Below are 18777 nucleotides of genomic sequence, written 5' to 3' on the forward strand. Positions count from 1 at the left end.
AACCTGTCCCACCGTGTCGGCGAGGGTGAGGTGGACGAGGGCGAGTCCCTGGGCATCATCAGGGCCGACTCGGTCTGGGACCTCGGCGAAAGCCCAGGCACTATGTGCCCATGATTACACTCACGAAGGAAGACGGCCCGGCCGACCTGGACGGGGTGACCCATCTGTCCATCGGGGTCTCCTGGGACCCCACCGCCGGCAGCAGCGGCGGAGTGCTGGGCAAACTCCGCCGGAAAACCGGCACCGACCTCGACCTGATCGCCATCGCCATGCACGACGGGGACCCCGTGCGCCTGGCGGGCCTCGACTCCCTCGACCCCATCGGCAACGGCTCCCTCCTGCACAGCGGGGACAACCAGACCGGCCGCGGGGACGGCGACGACGAGACCGTGACGGTCGAGTTCGCGAAGATACCGCCCCACATCACCTCGATCATGTTCGTCGCCGCCGCCTACAAGAAGGGCAGCTCCTTCCAGAAGGCACGCAACATCAGCTTCAAGGTGTACGACGCGACCGGCGGCACCTCGCAGCAGGTCGCAGACATCTGGCCGAGCATGCTCACCACGGACAACGGCTGCGCCGTCGCCAAAGCCGTCCGCTTCGGCGACACCTGGAAGCTCGAAGTCATCAACGTCACCGGCAAGATCAAACAGGGCGACCAACTCGCCCTGATGCGCTTCGCCGCGAGCAAGTAGCCGTCAACGGACCGCACGCGGCCAGGACCGCCACCCCACGGAAGCCCTGGCCGCGCGGCTCGGGTGCCCGCGCCCACTCCCGGCCCACCGCGTGCGCGCAGCCGATCCGTCCCGATCGATCAGTCGGCGACGAGGGAGAACTGAATCTTGATATAAAAATTTGATCTACAGCTGCTTGTTCAATCTGATACTTAATAATCAAGCCCTGCGGGGCGCACTGTAGTGAAAGGTCGCCAATGCCCGGCGCGCGCGATTGCACATCCAGTCGCCGGGCATAAAGCATGAGCGGACGAAGTTGATCATACTTGATCACTATCACGCATGCGACTCGCAATCGAGAGACCTTGCACTACCCTCAAGGACGTGCAAACTGTCGAAGCAATCAAATGGGCCCTCCTTGGCGGTGCATGCTCGGAGGCGCTCATCACCTTGGAGCAAATCGCAAAGGTGAGCGAAAAAACCCTGAAGTGGCCCTACCGGAAGAATGAAATTCCGATCCTTTGCACCGCCGTAGGAATTCGACTCTTCCTGGGCGGAACCCTGGCATCAGTAGTTGTATCAGAATTACAATTCTCGGTCTCCGCGAAGGTTGCAGCCTTTGCACTCGGAGCAACCGCACCACTCGCCTTCGCTCGAGTGATCAAAATTCTGCGACTCTTCAACCCGCGAGGAGGTGCCGCACTCAGGAATCTACTTCAATTCATCAATATGCTGAATCAGCAGAACACTCAACTCGGGCCTCCGGCAAACGACCGGCCTCCGACAAACGACGGCCCTGTCGCAAACAACCAGCCTCCCGTGAACGACGGACCTCCCGCAAACGAAACAACCAGGGTACCGAACCAGGCCGAATCACCTGAAAATCCTCAGGCCGATACACCGGACGAAACAGGAGAAAAAACCGATGCCGAACAGTAAACTGAATCAGCTTTTCTCACTTTTGGCTGAGGACGAGAGCGGCAGGGAGTTCACGGATTCCAAGAGGTACGGGATAATTGCCGCCCTGGCCGGAGAGCCTCCTCGACGTGGCGAGATCCAGTCGACGAAACCTTTGCCGGACGACCGTGAGAGCGGTTACTTACTCTCGGCACGGCATCGGAAACCTGCCATCTTGGCGAGCATCTTCGCACTCGCCCTCGGCGTGTTGGTGGGCGCTACGCTGCCATTTTCCTGGTATCCCGCTCCGAGCCCTCCGAGCTACGAATTCCCACCCATCACCCATCCGAGCATTCGGACCATCTACTCGGTAGAACAATCCCTCAATGATTCGGCTGTCAATTCGTCGATGAGTCCGGACGGAACGACCCTTGCTGTGGGTACGAAAAAGGGGGTGGTGAGTCTGATCGACACGGCAGACCCTGACCGCAAACCCCTTCAGCTCGAAGACTCAGGGACGATCACACACACTACCTTCAGCCCGAACGGAACCATTCTGGCGGTCGGGAACAGTGAAGGAAAGATCAGCCTCTGGCGCACAGCAGATCCTTCTCTTGATGCACCTGAGGAGACTCTGGCCATGCGCGAGGACGGAAAGTCTGGAGGCGCGGTAGCCGATATCGCCTTCAGCCCCCGTGGCGACCTGCTGGCAGTAGGAAGCAGCAGTGGGATTGTGCGCATCTGGAAAACGCACCACTCGAAGCCCTCCGAGGTGGTGGCCGGCCCCAGTCTGTTTGACTCGGTCTCTCGCCTTGCGTTCTCACGGGACGGTCACTTCCTCGCGGCCGGCGGCATCGACAAGACGGTGCAGCTGTGGGACATGAGCGCGCCGGGCAACCCCCTCGTCACGTCATACAACACAATCTCCTCGTCGGGGGACATCAACGCTCTCGCCTTCACCACGCGAGACCGCCTCGCCGTGGGCAGCGCAGACGGTGTCGTCTCCATTTGGAATGTCGCACAGCCGGAGAAGCCCAAGAAGATGTCCTCGTCGAAACCTCGCGGATCCACCAGTGATCTCACGTTCGACTCACAGGGGCGAGTGCTCGCAGCCAGTAACGCGAATGGGACCGTCTCGTTGTGGGAGGACATCGCCGACCTCGAAAGCCCCATCGTGCTGGGGAATGAGGAATCCCACTCAGGCCTCAGCAGCGTGAACTTCAAAGGCTCTCAGGACGTGCTGGCCGTGGGCGGGAGCAACGGATCAGTTCAGTTCTGGTCCAAGGCCTGGAAATAGAAGTGGCTCGCAGCGCGCGATCGAGCCCCCTCCCGTCGACGGGAGGGGGCTCAGAAGTACGCAGAGGCCGTTCCGCGGCATCCGACGGGATCAGTTCGGAGCCGGCTTCTTCACCGTCAGCGGCAGCAGCTTCTTACCAGTCGGCCCCACCTGAATCTGTGTGTCGAGGGCAGGGCACACCCCACAGTCGAAGCAAGGCGTCCACCGGCAGTCCTCGACCTCCGTCTCGTCGAGGGCGTCCTGCCAGTCCTCCCAGAGCCAGTCCTTGTCGAGGCCGGAGTCGAGGTGGTCCCAGGGCAGGACCTCCTCGTAGCCACGCTCCCGAGTCGTGTACCAGTCGACGTCGACGCCCAAGGGGGCCAGCGCCTTGTCGGCGCACCGCATCCAGCGGTCGTACGAGAAGTGCTCGCGCCAGCCGTCGAAGCGGCCGCCGTCCTCGTACACGGCCCGGATGACGCCACCGATGCGGCGGTCGCCCCTGGACAGCAGGCCTTCCACGATGCCCGGCTTGCCGTCGTGGTAGCGGAAGCCGATGGAGCGGCCGTACTTCTTGTCGCCGCGGATCTTGTCGCGGAGCTTGGTCAGACGGGCGTCCGTCTCCTCCGCCGACAACTGCGGGGCCCACTGGAACGGGGTGTGGGGCTTGGGGACGAAGCCGCCGATCGACACCGTGCAGCGGATGTCGTTCGCGCCGGAGACCTCGCGGCCCTTCTGGATGACGCTCATCGCCATGTCGGCGATCTGCAGGACGTCCTCGTCGGTCTCCGTCGGGAGGCCACACATGAAGTACAGCTTCACCTGGCGCCAGCCGTTGCCGTAGGCGGTGGCCACCGTGCGGATCAGGTCCTCTTCCGAGACCATCTTGTTGATGACCTTGCGCATGCGCTCGGAGCCGCCCTCGGGGGCGAAGGTCAGGCCCGACCGACGGCCGTTGCGCGTCAGCTCGTTGGCCAGATCGACGTTGAAGGCGTCCACTCGGGTCGAGGGGAGGGACAGGCCGATCTTGTCCTCCTCGTAGCGGTCCGCGAGGCCCTTGGCGATATCGCCGATCTCGCTGTGGTCCGCGGACGACAGGGACAGGAGGCCGACCTCCTCGAAGCCTGTCGCCTTCAGGCCCTTCTCCACCATGTCGCCGATGCCGGTGATGGAGCGTTCCCGGACCGGACGCGTGATCATGCCCGCCTGGCAGAAGCGGCAGCCTCGGGTGCAGCCGCGGAAGATCTCCACCGACATGCGCTCGTGGACCGTCTCCGCGAGCGGGACCAGCGGCTGCTTGGGGTACGGCCACTCGTCCAAATCCATGACCGTGTGCTTGGAGACGCGCCACGGGACACCCGACCTGTTCGGGACCACGCGCGCGATACGACCGTCCGGGAGGTACTCGACGTCGTAGAAGGCCGGGATGTACACCGAGCCCGTCTTCGCGAGACGGAACAGGACCTCCTCGCGGCCTCCCGGACAGCCCTCCGCCTTCCACTCCCGGATGATCCGGGTCATGTCCAGCACGGCCTGCTCGCCGTCGCCGATGATCGCCGCGTCGATGAAGTCGGCGACCGGCTCGGGGTTGAAGGCCGCGTGACCGCCGGCCAGGACGATCGGATCGTCGATCGTGCGCTCACGGGACTCCAGCGGGATGCCCGCCAGGTCCAGCGCCGTGAGCATGTTCGTGTAGCCGAGCTCCGTGGAGAAGGACAGACCGAACACGTCGAAGGCCTTCACCGGCCGGTGGCTGTCCACCGTGAACTGCGGGACGCCGTGCTCCCGCATCAGCGCCTCCAGGTCCGGCCACACGCTGTAGGTGCGCTCGGCGAGGACGCCCTCCTGCTCGTTCAGGACCTCGTAGAGAATCATGACGCCCTGGTTGGGCAGACCGACCTCGTACGCGTCCGGGTACATCAGCGCCCAGTGGACTTCGCACGACTCCCACGGTTTTACGGTGGAGTTGAGCTCTCCGCCGACGTACTGGATCGGCTTCTGCACATGCGGGAGCAGAGCTTCGAGCTGCGGGAACACCGACGCAGCGACTTCGGCAGGCATCTCGCGACCTTCGTGAGCGGGACAGGACTGACAGGGGTGACCATCCAGCGTAACGCGATCGCGAGGGCCCTTTGCACGGCCGAAGGGCCCGAGGGGCCACCGCCGCCCGTGCCCGGGACGCTCAGAGGGCCGCCGCGCCGTCCCTGATCCCCGCCCAGAACCCGGGCAGTTGCGCCTCCACGGCCGCCGCGCGCCGCTCCTCGCGCCCGTACAGCAGTCCGTACGTGAACGCGCTCTCCCCCGCCGTGTGTGCGACCGCGGACAGCTCACACAGGGTCTTCCGGGTCATCACGCTGTCCTGGTGGTCGCCGAGCAGGGTCTGCAGGGACTTCATGGATGTGGCCAGGCTCTTGGCCGGGCTGCCGAGGGCCAGGGTGGCGGCCTCGGCCGCGTAGCGGGCGCGCTTGGCCCGCTTGCGGGCCTCGTGCACGGCGAGGTCCCGCTCGGAGCCGGACGCCGACTCCAACGCCTCCTCGACGAGCCAGGAGACCTTGCCGAGTTCCTTGCGTACCGCCTCGGCGATCACCTTGCCGGGTTTCTTCCCGGCCGCCTCCCGCAGCGGCGGGTCGGCGATCAGCGCGTCCAGGGTGTCCAGCAGGGCGAGGTAGCGCGGGGAGTCCAGGACGCCGATCAGCCGGCCGCGCGAGCCGCCGTGGTTCTCGTCGGCCCACCGGCCCAGCCGGGCGCCGACGGGGCCGGAGACCAGGGTGTCGGGCACGTCCGCGAGGGCCGCGGTCAGACGTTCGGTCAGTACCTCGCGGTCCCGGTCCACGCCCAGCTCACCGGCCAGCCACTTCAGCTCCTCGCCGACGGGGTCGGTGGCGGCCCGGTCGAGCACCTTGCCGTACGACCTGAAGGTGCCGCGCATCCGGCGGGTGGCGACGCGCATGCTGTGCACGGAGTCCTCGACGTCCTGGCGTACGGCCGGGTCGAGCTCGACGATCGCGTCCCGCTGGGCCCGGAGGTACGTGAGGATGTGGTCTGCGGCGGTCACGGGTGGTTTCCGGGACGCCGGCGCACTCTTCGCCGTCGATTTCTTCGCCGTCGATTTCTTCGCCGTCGATTTCTTCCCGGTACCCTTGCGGGCCTTGGGAGCCGTTTCCGACAGCGCCCGCGCCAGCTTCGAAGCGGACGCGGACGGACGTACCCCCGCCTTGCGCAACCGCCTTTCCACCGTGTCCAGGAAGACCGGGTCGATCCCGTCGCCGAGTTCCACCTCGATCTCGGTCCACTGGGCCTCGCCGTCGCCCCCGGTCAGCCGTTCGGCCCGGACGGCGTCCACGCTGACCTCGGCGAGCAGCCGCCCCTCCCCGTCGACGAGGTCGCTCATGTCCCGGGCCGAGCGCAGCCGGACCACGGGCACCAGCTCGGCCCCCCGGACCCGGGAGCGGACCAGTCCGGCGAGGTCGTCGGGGAGGGAGTCGGACAGCGGTGCCCGCAACTCGTCCCGTACGCCCGGGGCCACGGGGAACTTCAGATGCCAGCCCGCGTCCGAACCTCCCGTGCGACGGCGCAGGGTGATCGAGGACGCGGCGAGGCGTTGATCGGCGGTGTCGTAGTAGGTGGCGTCCAACAGCGCGACACCCTTGTCGATCACGGCCTCGACCCCGGCGACGCCGGTCAGGTCGGGGAGCCCGCTCTCGTCGGATGCGTACTTCCGCTCGATCTCGCGCTGTCTGTCCACCATGGCCTGAATCTACTGCTCTGCCGGCGGTTGGGGCAGGGGCAGGTCCCTATGCGGACATCGGGCGCTGTACCCGGATCGACTGCAGCAGCCCGACCGCCACCCAGACCGAGAACATGGACGAGCCTCCGTACGACACGAACGGCAGCGGCAGTCCGGTGACCGGCATGATCCCGAGGGTCATGCCGATGTTCTCGAAGGATTGGAAGCCGAACCACGCCACGATCCCGGCGGCGACGATCGTGCCGTACAGCTCGGTCGTCTCGCGGGCGATACGGCAGGCCCGCCACAGCACGACCCCCATCAGCACGATGATCAGGCCGGCGCCGACGAAGCCCAGCTCCTCGCCCGCGACGGTGAACACGAAGTCCGTCTGCTGCTCGGGCACGAACTGGCCGGTGGTCTGCGAGCCGTGGAAGAGGCCCGAGCCCGTCAGGCCGCCGGAACCGATGGCGATACGGGCCTGGTTGGTGTTGTAGCCGACGCCCGCCGGGTCGAGGCTGGGGTTGGCGAAGGCGGCGAACCGGGCGATCTGGTACTCGTCCAGGACGTGCAGCTGCCACATGGCGACCGCCCCTGCCGCGCCCGCGCCGAGCAGTCCGAACACCCACCGGTTGGAGGCGCCGGAGGCGAGCAGCACACCCAGCACGATGATCACCATGACCATGACCGACCCGAGGTCGGGCATCAGCATCACGACGAGCATCGGTACGGCGGCCAGCCCGAGGGCCTGGAGAACGGTGCGGTGGTCGGGGTAGGGCTTGTCGCCCGCGTCGACCCGCGCCGCCAGCAGCATCGCCATGCCCAGGATGATCGTGATCTTCACGAACTCGGAGGGCTGGAGCGAGAAGCCGCCGCCCAGCACGATCCACGAGTGGGCGCCGTTGACCGTCGAGCCGAGCGGGGTCAGCACCATCAGGATGAGGAACACCGAGGCGCCGTAGAAGAGCGGCACGGCCGTGCGCAGGGCACGGTGGCCGACCCAGATCGTGGCGATCATCAGGCCGAGCCCGATGCCGGTGTTCAGGAAGTGCCGGAGCAGGAAGTAGTACGGGTCACCCTGGTTGATCTCGGTGCGGTTGCGGGTCGCCGAGAAGACCAGGAGCGAACCGATCCCCGAGAGCGCCAGCGCCGCCAGGAGTATCGGCCAGTCAAGTCGGCGGGCGAGCGAGTCGCGGGCGAAGACCCGCGTCCAGCCCGCTCGTTGGGGTCCGTACCCGGAGACGGAGAAGCTGTTCGCGCCCGTCATGTGAGCATCCTCCGGCCTCCCTTGCCGCGCGGTCTCCGTCGCCGGCGGGTGTTCTGGTTGCCCGTGGTGGCCGTCGGCGCCGTGCCCGGTACCTGCTGCCCACCCGGCTCGGTCACGGCCTTCTTGCCGGCTTTCAGCTCCTTGGCCGGGTCCTTGGCGATCTTCGGGGCGGTGATCGAGCCGTCCGCCTTGATCTTCGGCAGGCTCTTCTGCGGGGCGGGCAGCAGCGCCTTCTTGTTGTCGATGGAGCCGTCGGCCCGGACGCCGTACAGGGCGCTGTAGATGTTGCGCACGGCCTCACCGGAGGCGCCGGAGCCCGTGCCGGCCTGGGAGATCGTCATGACGATCGTGTAGTCCTTGGAGTAGGTGGCCAGCCAGGACGTGGTCTGCTTCCCGTAGACCTCCGCCGTACCGGTCTTGGCGTGCAGCTCGATCTTGTCCTGGGGCCAGCCCTGGAACTTCCAGGCAGCGGTACCGCTGGTGACGACACCCGCGAGGGCCTTGTTCATGCCCTCGTGCGTGGCCTGGCTGATCGGGAGCTTGGCCCTGACCCGCGGCTTGATCTCCTGGACCGTCTTGCCGTCGGCGCTGACGATCGCCTTGCCGATGGTCGGGACGTACTCGGTGCCGCCGTTGGCGAGCGCCCCGTAGATCATGGCCTCCTGGATCGGGGTGACGAGGGTGTCGCCCTGGCCGATGGAGTAGTTGATCGAGTCGCCCTCGCGCATCTTGTTGCCTTCAAGGCAGTTCTCGTAGGCAATCTTCTCGACGTAACTGCCGTCTTTCTTACCGGTCCTGCACCAGGACTCCTTGTTGGCCTTCCAGTAGGCCTCTTTCCACTGGCGGTCCGGGACGCGGCCGGTGACCTCGTTGGGCAGGTCGACGCCGGTCTCCTTGCCGAGGCCGAACTGGTGGGCGGCCTTGTAGAAATAGTCCTTGGGCTCACCCTTCTTCGGGTTGATGCCGCCGTCCCTCTTCCACTCGCGGTCGGCGAGGCCGTAGAAGACGGTGTCGCAGGAGACCTCCAGGGCACGGCCGAGCGAGATCGGCCCGAAATTCTCCCCCTCGAAGTTCTTGAAGACCTGGCCGCCCACCGAGTACGAGCTGGTGCAGGGATAGCCGCCGTCCCACTCGTAACCGGCCTCGACCGCCGCGGCCGTGGAGACCACCTTGAAGGTCGAACCGGGCGCGGACTGACCCTGTATGGCCCGGTTGAGCAGCGGGTAGTTGGAGTCCTTGCCGGTGAGGATCCTGTAGTCCTTGGCGGAGATGCCGCCGACCCAGGCGTTCGGATCGTACGTCGGGGCAGACGCCATCGAGACGATCCGGCCGGTCTTGGCCTCCATCACGACGACGGCGCCCGAGTCGGCCTTGTAGTTCTCGCCGGTGATCTTGTCGAACTGCTTGCGGGCGGTCTTCATCGCCTGGTGCAGCTCGTACTCGGCGACCCGCTGGACTCGGGCGTCGATGCTGGTGACCAGGTTGGAGCCGGGCTGGGCGGCGTCGGCCTCGGCCTTTCCGATGACCCGGCCCAGGTTGTCGACCTCGTACCGGGTGACGCCCGCCTTGCCGCGCAGCTCCTTGTCGTACTGGCGCTCCAGACCCGACCGGCCGACCTGGTCGGAGCGCAGATACGGCGAATCGGTGTCCCGCGCCTTGGTGATCTCCTCGTCGGTGACCGGGGAGAGGTAGCCGAGGACCTGAGCGGTGTTGGACTTGCCGGGGCTCGCGTAGCGGCGCACGGCCTGGGGTTCGGCGGTGATGCCGGGGAAGTCCTCGGCGCGCTCGCGGATCTGCAGGGCCTGCTTGACGGTGGCCTCGTCGGTGATGGGGATCGGCTGGTAGGGCGAGCCGTTCCAGCAGGGCTGCGGTGTCTTGGCGTCACACAGCCGGACCTTCGCCATGACCTCCTGCGGCTTCATGCCGAGGACGCCGGCCAGCTTGGTGAGGACGGCCTTGCCGTCGTCCTCCATCTTCAGCAGGTCGGTGCGGGAGGCGGAGACGACCAGCCGTGTCTCGTTGTCGGCGATGGGCACTCCGCGGGCGTCCAGGATCGACCCGCGCACGGCGGGATCGACGACCTGCTGGACGTGGTTGCCGGAGGCCTCCTTGGCGTACTCGTCGCCCTCCCGGATCTGGAGGTACCACAGGCGTCCGCCGAGGGTGCCGAGCAGGGAGAGGACGAGGATCTGGATGACAACGAGCCGGATCTGGACCCGTGGGGTCCGGCCGGTCTCGGGGATGTTGGTCACTGCGGCCGCCTCCCCCTCTCCGTGTGCGGGCGTGTGCGTGCGGACGTGCGTGCGGACGCATGATGCGCGTACGCATGATGAACGACGAGCCTGTGAGGCCACGTTCCACCGGAGCGTCCTCGTTCGGGTGACCTCTCCACTGGCGCGCTCCGCGCGCTGGCGCCCGCCCTCACAGCCGCTTGACCCCCTTGATGCGGCCCGCCCGTGCGGTACGGGTCCGGGCTCTGGTCTTCAGGCTGCCCAGGCCGCCGCGCTGGCCGCCGATCTTGAGGCCGGTGCCGGAGGAGAGCCAGCCGGAGGAGATGTCGGTGGTCTTGCCGGCGCCGGAGTTGGACTCGGCGAGCGGGTCGTTGTCCGCGCGCCGGGCCAGGGCCATGATCCCGGGCACGACGAACGGGGCGAGCAGCAGGTCGTACAGGCCGGCCGTGAACAGCAGGCTGTCAAGGCCGACATGGCGGGCGGCGGTGTCGCCGACGAGGGCGCCGATACCGGCGTACAGCAGGGTGGAGCCGATCGCGGCGGCCACGACCACCATCATCGGGCCGGTGGCCGACTTCAGGCGGCCGGTCTCCGGCTTGACGAGGCCGGCCAGGTAGCCGATCACGCACAGCACGAGGGCGTAGCGGCCGGCCGCGTGGTCGGCGGGCGGGACGAGGTCGGCGAGCAGTCCGGCGCCGAAGCCGACGAAGGCGCCGCCGACATGGCCGTAGACCATGGCGAGGCCGAGGACGGTGAGCAGCGGCAGGTCGGGGACGGCGCCGGGGAGGTGGAGGCGGGCGAGGACGCTCACCTGGACCATCAGGGCGACGACGACCAGGGCGGACGAGAGCAGGATCCGGTTGACACGCATGGGCTACAGCTCCTACTGCTCTTGCTGGATCTCGCCGTCGACCGGCGCGTTCGCGGACGGGGTGACGGTCACCGTCACGGTCGGCGTGGGGGTCGGCTTGGGTTTGGCGGGGAGCACCGTGTCGCGTGGGTCCTTCTTCGGGGCCTCGACGACCACACCGACGACGTCGAGCTTGGAGAAGCTGACGTACGGCGTGACGTAGAGGGTGCGGGTGAGGTCGCCGCCGGAGGGGTCGACGCGGGAGACGACGCCGACCGGGACGCCGGGCACGAAGGGCTTGTCGGCCTGCGAGCCGAAGGTGACCAGGCGGTCGCCCTTCTTGACCTCGGCCTTGCCGTTGAGGAGTTCGACGCGCAGCGGGCGGTCGCCCTGCCCGGAGGCGAAGCCCAGTTCGTCGCCGGCCTCCATGCGGGTACCGACGGTGAAGTCGGGGTCGTTGGCGAGCAGGACGGTGGCGGCGTCGGGGCCGACGGTGGTCACCCGTCCGACCAGGCCGTCCCCGTTGAGGACGGTCATGTCGCGCCGGATGCCGTCATGGGCGCCGACGTCGATGGTGATGGTCCAGGAGAAGCCCTGGGCCGCTCCTATGGCGATGACCTGGGCGCCCTTGATGCCGTACTGGCCCTCGCCGGAGATCTTCAGCATCTTGTCGAGCTGGGTCAGGCGGGAGCGGTTGCGGTCGTCGCTGCCGAGCTTCGCCTTGAGGGCCGCGTTCTCCTTCTCGAGCCCGGCGAGCCGGTCGTGGCGTTCACCGGAGTCACGGATGGCCGATACGGCGTTGCCGACCGGGTCGACGGCGGCCGACACGCTGTTCTCGATCGGGCCGAAGACGGTGGCCGCGGCCTGGCGGGCACCGTCGACCGGTGAGTCCTCCCCGCCGCGGATGTCCACCGTGATCAGCGCGAACGCGACGGCGACCAGCAGCACCAGAAGGAGCCGGCTCTCTCGTGTGTCCCTCACGTGCGGCGGCCGTGCCTTCCTCAATAGGAATGTGCAGAGGTTCAGTGTTCAGGTGTTGAGGGTGCAGATGTCGAGGTGCCAGGTGGTGTCAGGTGGGGCGTATTCAGGTCTTCACGTGTGCAGGTCTTCGTTTGTGCAGGTGTTCACGTGTGCAGGTGTTCACGTGTGCACGGCCGCAGGTGGGCAGAGGCTCACGGACGAGCTTATGCCTCTATATCAACGGTCCGCCGCACGAGAGAAGATCCTCTCGTACGGCGGAATCGAAGAGTTACCTCAGCCTGCGCGGCTGGGCGTCCAGGACCTGCTGGAGCGCCTCGAACTCCTCGACACACTTGCCGGAGCCGAGCGCCACACTGTCCAGCGGGTCCTCGGCGATGTGGATCGGCATACCGGTCTCACGCCGCAGCCGCTCGTCCAGGCCGCGCAGCAGCGCTCCGCCGCCGGTCAGAACGATTCCCCGGTCCATGATGTCGCCGGACAGCTCCGGCGGACACTTGTCCAGGGTCGTCTTGACGGCGTCGACGATGGCGTTGACGGGTTCCTCGATCGCCTTGCGGACTTCGGCGGCCGAGATGACGACGGTCTTGGGCAGCCCGGAGACGAGGTCCCGGCCGCGGATTTCGGTGTGTTCGTCAGCGTCGAGGTCGTACGCCGAACCGATCGTGATCTTGATCTGCTCGGCCGTCCGCTCACCCAGCAGGAGGGAGTACTCCTTCTTGATGTGCTGGATGATCGCGTTGTCCAGCTCGTCGCCCGCGACGCGGATGGACTGGGCGGTGACGATGCCGCCGAGGGAGATGACCGCGACCTCCGTGGTGCCGCCGCCGATGTCCACCACCATGTTGCCCGTGGCCTCGTGGACCGGCAGGCCGGCACCGATGGCCGCGGCCATGGGCTCCTCGATGATGTGCACCTGACGGGCGCCGGCCTGGGACGACGCCTCGATGACGGCGCGGCGCTCGACGCCCGTGATGCCCGAGGGCACGCAGACGACGACCCGCGGGCGAGCCAGATACCGCCGCTTGTGGATCTTCAGGATGAAGTAGCGGAGCATCCGCTCGGTGATCTCGAAGTCGGCGATCACGCCGTCTTTCAGCGGACGCACGGCAACGATGTTGCCGGGAGTGCGCCCGATCATCTTCTTCGCTTCGGCACCGACCGCGAGAATGCCACCGGTGTTGGTGTTGATCGCGACGACGGACGGCTCGTTGAGTACGATCCCGCGACCCCTGACGTACACCAGCGTGTTGGCGGTCCCGAGGTCGACAGCCATGTCACGGCCGATGAACGACATTGAGTTCCCCATCAGGATTCTTCTGGCCTTCCGAGCTGCTTTGAGGGCTTTTCAGGTCGGCGAGGTGGGTGCGGTGACGTGAAGGCTCCCATCGTAGACGCGCCTTCGCGAACACTGCGTGAGGGCCTCCGCCATTGTCAGCAGATGACGTACGGGTCCGCTTCTGGAGACGGGCGTTCGGGGACACGCGTTCCCCCGATCGGCCACGCATATGCCTGGGAGTCAAGGAGTCCGGGGGCTGGAGCCCCGGACTCCCGGGTCGGCCGCTCGGAGCGTTACGCGCGGCCGGGGAAGAAGATCTTCACCTCACGTTGGGCGGACTCCTCGGAGTCGGAGGCGTGGATCAGGTTCTCACGGACGATCACACCGTAGTCGCCGCGGATGGAGCCCGGCGCGGCGGCGATCGGGTCGGTCGGACCGGCGAGCGCGCGGACGCCCTCGATGACCCGCTCGCCCTCGACGATCAGCGCCACGACCGGACCGGAGGCCATGAACTCCACCAGCGGCTCGTAGAAGGGCTTGCCCTTGTGCTCGCCGTAGTGCTGCTCCAGGGTCTCCTCGTCCAGGGTGCGCAGCTCCAGCGCGGTGATCTGCCAGCCGGCCTTGCGCTCGATACGGCTGATGATCTCGCCCGTCAGGCCACGAGCGACGGCGTCGGGCTTGAGCAGGACGAGGGTGCGCTGGCTCACGTGGGCTCCTTGATCAAGGGGGTGCGGGATGATGAGGTTACCGGGCGGGTCCGGGCCCGTGTAACGCAGTGTCAGGTTGCGCGGTGGGCGTCGCGTTGTGTGGGGCGCTGCCCCCGGACCCCGCTTCGGCCCTGAAGAGGCCCGGCGCCGCCACAGGCGATGTCCGCCCCGTCGCGGCACTCGTCCTCAACGTCCTCACACACCGGACGGGCTGTTCTCGGCGGCCTGCGCCGCGAAGCGGGTCTTCGCCTCGTCGATCTTCCGTCCGTAGTGCACGGACGCCCACCACAGGGCGGCGAAGACCGCGCCGAGGAGGAACATCGACGGGACGACGACGCCGGAGGCGATCAGGGCGATCTGCAGGGCCCAGCCGAGCACGATGCCGCCGGGGCGGGTCACCATGCCGCAGAGCACCAGGCACAGGAACATGGCGATGCCGCTGACCGTCCACACCGTCGCCGTGGACAGGTCGGGGTCCTTCATGGCGACCAGTCCGGCGAAGCCGATGACGAAGAGCTCGCCGATCAGGGTCGATGCACAGAGCGTACGCACGGGTGGTCAGCCCCTCCCCAGGAGCAGTCGGGCCTCGCCGACGGTGATGACGGATCCGGTGACGAGCACCCCGCCGCCGGTGAACTCGCCCTCCTCCTCGGCCAGCGTGATCGCGGCCTCCAGGGCGTCCGGCAGCCGCGGCTCGACCTGCACCCGGTCCTCGCCGAACACCTCGACGGCGATTCCGGCGAGTTCGTCGGCGTCCATGGCCCGGTGGCTGGAGTTCTGGGTGACGACGACCTCGGCAAAGATCGGCTCGAAGGCCTCGAGCAGTCCGCGCACGTTCTTGTCCCCGCTGGCCCCGACCACGCCGATCAGCCGGCTGAAGTCGAAGGCCTCGCGGACCGCCTCGGCGGTGGCGCGGGCGCCGGCCGGGTTGTGGGCGGCGTCGAGGACGAGGGTCGGGGACCGCCGTACGACTTCGAGGCGCCCCGGTGCGGAGACGGCCGCGAACGCCTTGCGGACGATGTCGATGTCGAGCGGCTCGGGCCGCTGGGAGCCGACGCCGAAGAATGCCTCGACGGCGGCGAGGGCGACGGCCGCGTTGTGGGCCTGGTACGGGCCGTGCAGCGGGAGGTACACCTCGTCGTACTCCCCGCCCACCCCGCGCAGGGTGACCAGCTGCCCGCCGACGGCGACCTGCCGGGAGACGACCCCGAACTCCAGCCCCTCGCGGGCGACGGTGGCGTCGACCTCGACGGCCTTCTTCAGCAGCACCTGGGCCGCGTCGACCGGCTGCTGGGCCAGGATCACGGTCGCGTCCTGCTTGACGATGCCGGCCTTCTCGACGGCGATCGCGCCGGGCGTCTCACCGAGCCGGTCGGTGTGGTCGAGGTCGATGGGGGTGACGACGGCGACGTCCCCGTCGATGACGTTGGTGGCGTCCCAGGAACCGCCCATGCCCACTTCCACGACGGCCACGTCGACGGGCGCGTCCGCGAAGGCGGCGTACGCCATCGCCGTCAGCACCTCGAAGAAGGACAGCCGGTACTCCTGCTGCGCGTCGACCATCTCGATGTACGGCTTGATGTCGTGGTACGTCTCGATGAACCGCTCGGCGGAAAGGGGCGCCCCGTTCAGGCTGATCCGCTCGGTGATCGACTGGATGTGGGGGCTCGTGTACCTGCCGGTCCGCAGCTCGAAGGCGCCCAGCAGGGCCTCGATCATGCGGGCGGTGGAGGTCTTGCCGTTGGTGCCGGTGATGTGGATCGAGGGGTACGACCGCTGCGGCTCGCCCAGTAGGTCCATCAGCGCGGCGATACGGCTGACGGAGGGCTCCAGCTTGGTCTCGCCCCAGCGGGTGGCGAGCTCCGTCTCGACCTCGCGCAGGGCCTTGTCGATCTCGGGGTCCTTCGGGCGCGCGGGCACGTCGGCCTCCGGCGGCCCGCCCTGCGTGCGCAGGGTGCGGCTGCCGGCCTCGATCACCGCGAGATCCGGATCCCGGTCGGTCTCGGCGGCGATGATCTCGTCGAAGGAGCTGTCGTCGTGCGGGGGCTGGTCACTCACGAGGTCAGTCTACGTACACGCGGCTGCGGGCCCGACGCTGTACAGATGCCGTGGGTGGCAACAGCATCTGTACGGCACCAGGCCCGCGCACCGACGCGTCAGTGGAGAGCACTGCGCATGGTCCGGACCCACCGAGGCCGGGTCCGGATCACCTCCGCGTCGGCGGAGAGCAACGTCGGTCAGCTGGGCGGCAGCTTGGCCAGCTGGTTCTCGAGACGCGAGATGTCCTCGTCCGCCTTGGCCAGCCGCGTCCGGATCTTCTCCACGACGTGGTCCGGGGCCTTCGCGAGGAACGCCTCGTTGCCCAGCTTGCCCTGTGCCTGCTGCCGCTCCTTCTGCGCCGCGGCCAGGTCCTTCGCCAGCCGCTTCCGCTCCGCCACCACGTCGATCGCGCCGGAGAGGTCGAGGGCCACCTCGGCTCCCGAGACCGGCAGGGTCGCCGTCGCCGTGAAGGCGTCGCCCTCCGGCTGAAGGCGAAGAAGCTGGCGGATGGCGGCCTCGTGGGGCGCCAGCGTCGTACCGTCCAGCGACAGACGGGCCGGGACGCGCTGGCCGGGCTGGAGGCCCTGGCTGTCACGGAAGCGGCGGACCTCGGTGATCACCTGCTGGAGGGTGACGATCTCGCGCTCGGCGCCGGCGTCCCGGAAGCCGCTGTCCGTCGGCCACTGTGCGATGACGAGCGTCTCGCCGCCGGTGAGAGTGGTCCACAGCGTTTCCGTGACGAACGGGACCACCGGGTGCAGCAGCTTCAAGGTGACGTCCAGGACCTCGCCCAGGACCCGCTTGCTGACCTCGGCGGCCTCGCCGCCCGCCTGGAACGTCGTCTTCGACAGCTCGACGTACCAGTCGAAGACCTCGTCCCACGCGAAGTGGAACAGCGCGTCCGACAACTTCGCGAACTGGTAGTCCTCGTAGAACGCGTCGACCTCGGCGACCACGGAGTTGAGTCGGGAGAGGATCCAGCGGTCCGTGGCCGACATGGCGGACGGCTCCGGCAGCGGGCCGTCCACCGTCGCGCCGTTCATCAGCGCGAAGCGCGTCGCGTTCCAGATCTTGTTGGCGAAGTTGCGGGAGCCCTGCACCCAGTCCTCGCCGATCGGGACGTCGACACCGGGGTTGGCGCCACGGGCGAGGGTGAAGCGGAGGGCGTCGCTGCCGTACTTGTCCATCCAGTCCAGCGGGTCGACGACGTTCCCGAAGGACTTCGACATCTTCTTGCCGTTCTGGTCACGGACCATGCCGTGCAGGGCGATGGTGTGGAACGGCGGGGTCCCGTCCATCGCGTAGAGGCCGAACATCATCATCCGGGCGACCCAGAAGAAGAGGATGTCGTAGCCGGTGACCAGGACGGAGTTCGGGTAGAACTTCGCGAGCGACTCGGTCTGTTCGGGCCAGCCGAGCGTGGAGAACGGCCACAGGCCGGAGGAGAACCAGGTGTCGAGGACGTCGGTGTCCTGGTGCCAGCCCTCCGCTTCGGTCCCGGGGGGCTCCTCGCCGGGGCCGACGCAGACGACTTCGCTGTCCGGCCCGTACCAGACCGGGATCCGGTGGCCCCACCACAACTGGCGTGAGATGCACCAGTCGTGGAGGTTGTCGACCCAGTCGAAGTACCGCTTCTCCATCTCCTGCGGATGGATCTTGACCTTGCCGTCCCGGACCGCGTCGCCGGCCGCCTTCGCCAGCGGGCCGACCTTGACCCACCACTGCAGGGACAGGCGCGGCTCGACGGTGGTCTTGCAGCGCGAGCAGTGGCCGACCGAGTGGACGTACGGCCGCTTCTCGGCGACGATCCGGCCCTCGGCGCGCAGCGCGGCGACGATGGCCGAGCGGGCCTCCAGCCGGTCCAGGCCCTGGAAGGGGCCGTGGGCGGTGATGACGGCGTGCTCGTCCATGATCGTGATGGCGGGCAGGTCGTGGCGCCGGCCGATCTCGAAGTCGTTCGGGTCGTGGGCCGGGGTGACCTTGACGGCGCCCGTGCCGAACTCGGGGTCGACGTGCTCGTCGGCGACGACCGGGATGGAGCGGTCGGTCAGCGGCAGCTTGATGAGCTTGCCGACCAGGTGCTTGTACCGCTCGTCGTCCGGGTGGACGGCGACGGCCGTGTCCCCGAGCATGGTCTCGGCCCGGGTGGTGGCGACGACGATGGTCTCGTCGCCCTCGCCGTACTTCATGGAGACGAGTTCGCCGTCGTCGTCCTGGTACTCCACCTCGATGTCCGAGATGGCGGTCAGACAACGCGGGCACCAGTTGATGATGCGTTCGGCGCGGTAGATCAGCTCGTCGTCGTAGAGACGCTTGAAGATGGTCTGGACGGCCTGGGAGAGCCCCTCGTCCATGGTGAACCGCTCACGCGACCAGGCGACACCGTCGCCGAGGCGCCGCATCTGCCCGCTGATCTGCCCACCGGACTCGGCCTTCCACTGCCAGACCCGCTCGACGAAGGCCTCCCGCCCCAGATCGTGCCGGGACTTGCCCTCCTTGCCGAGCTCCCGCTCGACGACGTTCTGCGTGGCGATGCCGGCGTGGTCCATGCCGGGCTGCCACAGCGTCTCGTAACCCTGCATGCGCTTGCGGCGGGTGAGGGCGTCGATGAGCGTGTGTTCGAAGGCGTGCCCGAGGTGCAGGCTGCCCGTGACGTTCGGCGGCGGGATGACGACCGTGTACGGAGGCTTGTCGCTCTTCGCGTCGGCCTCGAAGTAACCCCGCTCCACCCAGCGCTCGTACAGCGGCCCCTCTACGTCGGCCGGCGCGTACTGGGTCGGCAGTTCGGTGGGGGGCGCTGATGGCTGCTGCTGAGCGTTCTCGGTCACGGGCCCAGTTTAGGGGTGTCACGGGG

The 18777-nt window shown here is 67.8% G+C and carries 14 protein-coding genes; 3 read left to right on the top strand and 11 right to left on the bottom strand.

All coding sequences use genetic code 11. The features are described from left to right. The first annotated feature begins 110 nt into the window (after positions 1–110). The 3 genes from M2271_RS05765 to M2271_RS05775 all read left to right on the top strand — a co-directional run bounded on the left by M2271_RS05765 (position 111) and on the right by M2271_RS05775 (position 2868). The gene (locus M2271_RS05765; RefSeq protein WP_280886004.1) at positions 111–695 is read left to right on the top strand and encodes a TerD family protein; all 585 of its coding nucleotides are present in this window, start codon (positions 111–113) and stop codon (positions 693–695) included. A 363-nt stretch (positions 696–1058) separates the two neighbouring features. Then, positions 1059–1613 (top strand): hypothetical protein, encoded by a 555-nt coding sequence (locus M2271_RS05770; RefSeq protein WP_280886005.1) that lies wholly within the window; start codon positions 1059–1061, stop codon positions 1611–1613. Continuing rightward, positions 1600–2868, top strand: a complete 1269-nt coding sequence (locus M2271_RS05775) for a hypothetical protein (protein WP_280886006.1) — start codon at positions 1600–1602, stop codon at positions 2866–2868. The genes M2271_RS05770 and M2271_RS05775 overlap by 14 nt, the downstream gene beginning before the upstream one ends. A gap of 90 nt (positions 2869–2958) precedes the next feature. On the opposite strand, the gene M2271_RS05780 is transcribed toward M2271_RS05775, so the two are convergent. The 11 genes from M2271_RS05780 to M2271_RS05830 form a co-directional block, all read right to left on the bottom strand. Further along, positions 2959–4905: a TIGR03960 family B12-binding radical SAM protein gene (locus tag M2271_RS05780; RefSeq protein WP_280886007.1), complete on the bottom strand. Its 1947-nt coding sequence runs from the start codon at positions 4903–4905 to the stop codon at positions 2959–2961. 121 nt (positions 4906–5026) lie between these two features. Further along, positions 5027–6592 carry a CYTH and CHAD domain-containing protein gene (locus tag M2271_RS05785; protein WP_280886008.1) on the bottom strand — a complete coding sequence of 522 codons (1566 nt, stop codon included), beginning with the start codon at positions 6590–6592 and terminating at the stop codon, positions 5027–5029. A gap of 46 nt (positions 6593–6638) precedes the next feature. After that, on the bottom strand, positions 6639–7838 hold the full coding sequence (gene rodA, locus M2271_RS05790; protein ID WP_280886009.1) for a rod shape-determining protein RodA: 1200 nt from the start codon (positions 7836–7838) through the stop codon (positions 6639–6641). Beyond that, positions 7835–10090: a penicillin-binding protein 2 gene (gene mrdA / locus M2271_RS05795; RefSeq protein WP_280886010.1), complete on the bottom strand. Its 2256-nt coding sequence runs from the start codon at positions 10088–10090 to the stop codon at positions 7835–7837. The genes rodA and mrdA overlap by 4 nt, the downstream gene beginning before the upstream one ends. Before the next feature lie 169 nt (positions 10091–10259). Continuing rightward, on the bottom strand, positions 10260–10940 hold the full coding sequence (gene mreD / locus M2271_RS05800; protein WP_280886011.1) for a rod shape-determining protein MreD: 681 nt from the start codon (positions 10938–10940) through the stop codon (positions 10260–10262). A gap of 12 nt (positions 10941–10952) precedes the next feature. Continuing rightward, positions 10953–11900 carry a rod shape-determining protein MreC gene (mreC, locus tag M2271_RS05805; RefSeq protein WP_280886012.1) on the bottom strand — a complete coding sequence of 316 codons (948 nt, stop codon included), beginning with the start codon at positions 11898–11900 and terminating at the stop codon, positions 10953–10955. 268 nt (positions 11901–12168) lie between these two features. After that, entirely contained in the window at positions 12169–13194 is a 1026-nt protein-coding gene (locus M2271_RS05810; protein ID WP_280886231.1) for a rod shape-determining protein, read from the bottom strand. 275 nt (positions 13195–13469) lie between these two features. Then, a complete protein-coding gene (gene ndk, locus M2271_RS05815; RefSeq protein WP_280886013.1) occupies positions 13470–13883 on the bottom strand; it encodes a nucleoside-diphosphate kinase in 414 nt (137 codons plus the stop codon). A gap of 195 nt (positions 13884–14078) precedes the next feature. Further along, complete coding sequence (locus tag M2271_RS05820; RefSeq protein WP_280886014.1) at positions 14079–14435, bottom strand: DUF4233 domain-containing protein; 357 nt, start codon at positions 14433–14435, stop codon at positions 14079–14081. 6 nt (positions 14436–14441) lie between these two features. After that, positions 14442–15941 carry a folylpolyglutamate synthase/dihydrofolate synthase family protein gene (locus M2271_RS05825; RefSeq protein ID WP_280886015.1) on the bottom strand — a complete coding sequence of 500 codons (1500 nt, stop codon included), beginning with the start codon at positions 15939–15941 and terminating at the stop codon, positions 14442–14444. A 179-nt stretch (positions 15942–16120) separates the two neighbouring features. Further along, entirely contained in the window at positions 16121–18751 is a 2631-nt protein-coding gene (locus tag M2271_RS05830; protein ID WP_280886016.1) for a valine--tRNA ligase, read from the bottom strand. Positions 18752–18777 lie beyond the last annotated feature (26 nt).

The organism is Streptomyces sp. LBL, assembly GCF_029893585.1.
GTDB lineage: Bacteria > Actinomycetota > Actinomycetes > Streptomycetales > Streptomycetaceae > Streptomyces.

Excerpts from the sequence above, each read along its gene's own strand:
- M2271_RS05765 (WP_280886004.1), top strand. The coding sequence starts at position 111 with ATGATTACACTCACGAAGGAAGACGGCCCGGCCGACCTGGACGGGGTG.
- M2271_RS05775 (WP_280886006.1), top strand. The coding sequence starts at position 1,600 with ATGCCGAACAGTAAACTGAATCAGCTTTTCTCACTTTTGGCTGAGGAC.
- M2271_RS05780 (WP_280886007.1), bottom strand. The coding sequence starts at position 4,905 with ATGCCTGCCGAAGTCGCTGCGTCGGTGTTCCCGCAGCTCGAAGCTCTG.
- M2271_RS05785 (WP_280886008.1), bottom strand. The coding sequence starts at position 6,592 with ATGGTGGACAGACAGCGCGAGATCGAGCGGAAGTACGCATCCGACGAG.
- rodA (WP_280886009.1), bottom strand. The coding sequence starts at position 7,838 with ATGACGGGCGCGAACAGCTTCTCCGTCTCCGGGTACGGACCCCAACGA.
- mreD (WP_280886011.1), bottom strand. The coding sequence starts at position 10,940 with ATGCGTGTCAACCGGATCCTGCTCTCGTCCGCCCTGGTCGTCGTCGCC.
- M2271_RS05810 (WP_280886231.1), bottom strand. The coding sequence starts at position 13,194 with ATGTCGTTCATCGGCCGTGACATGGCTGTCGACCTCGGGACCGCCAAC.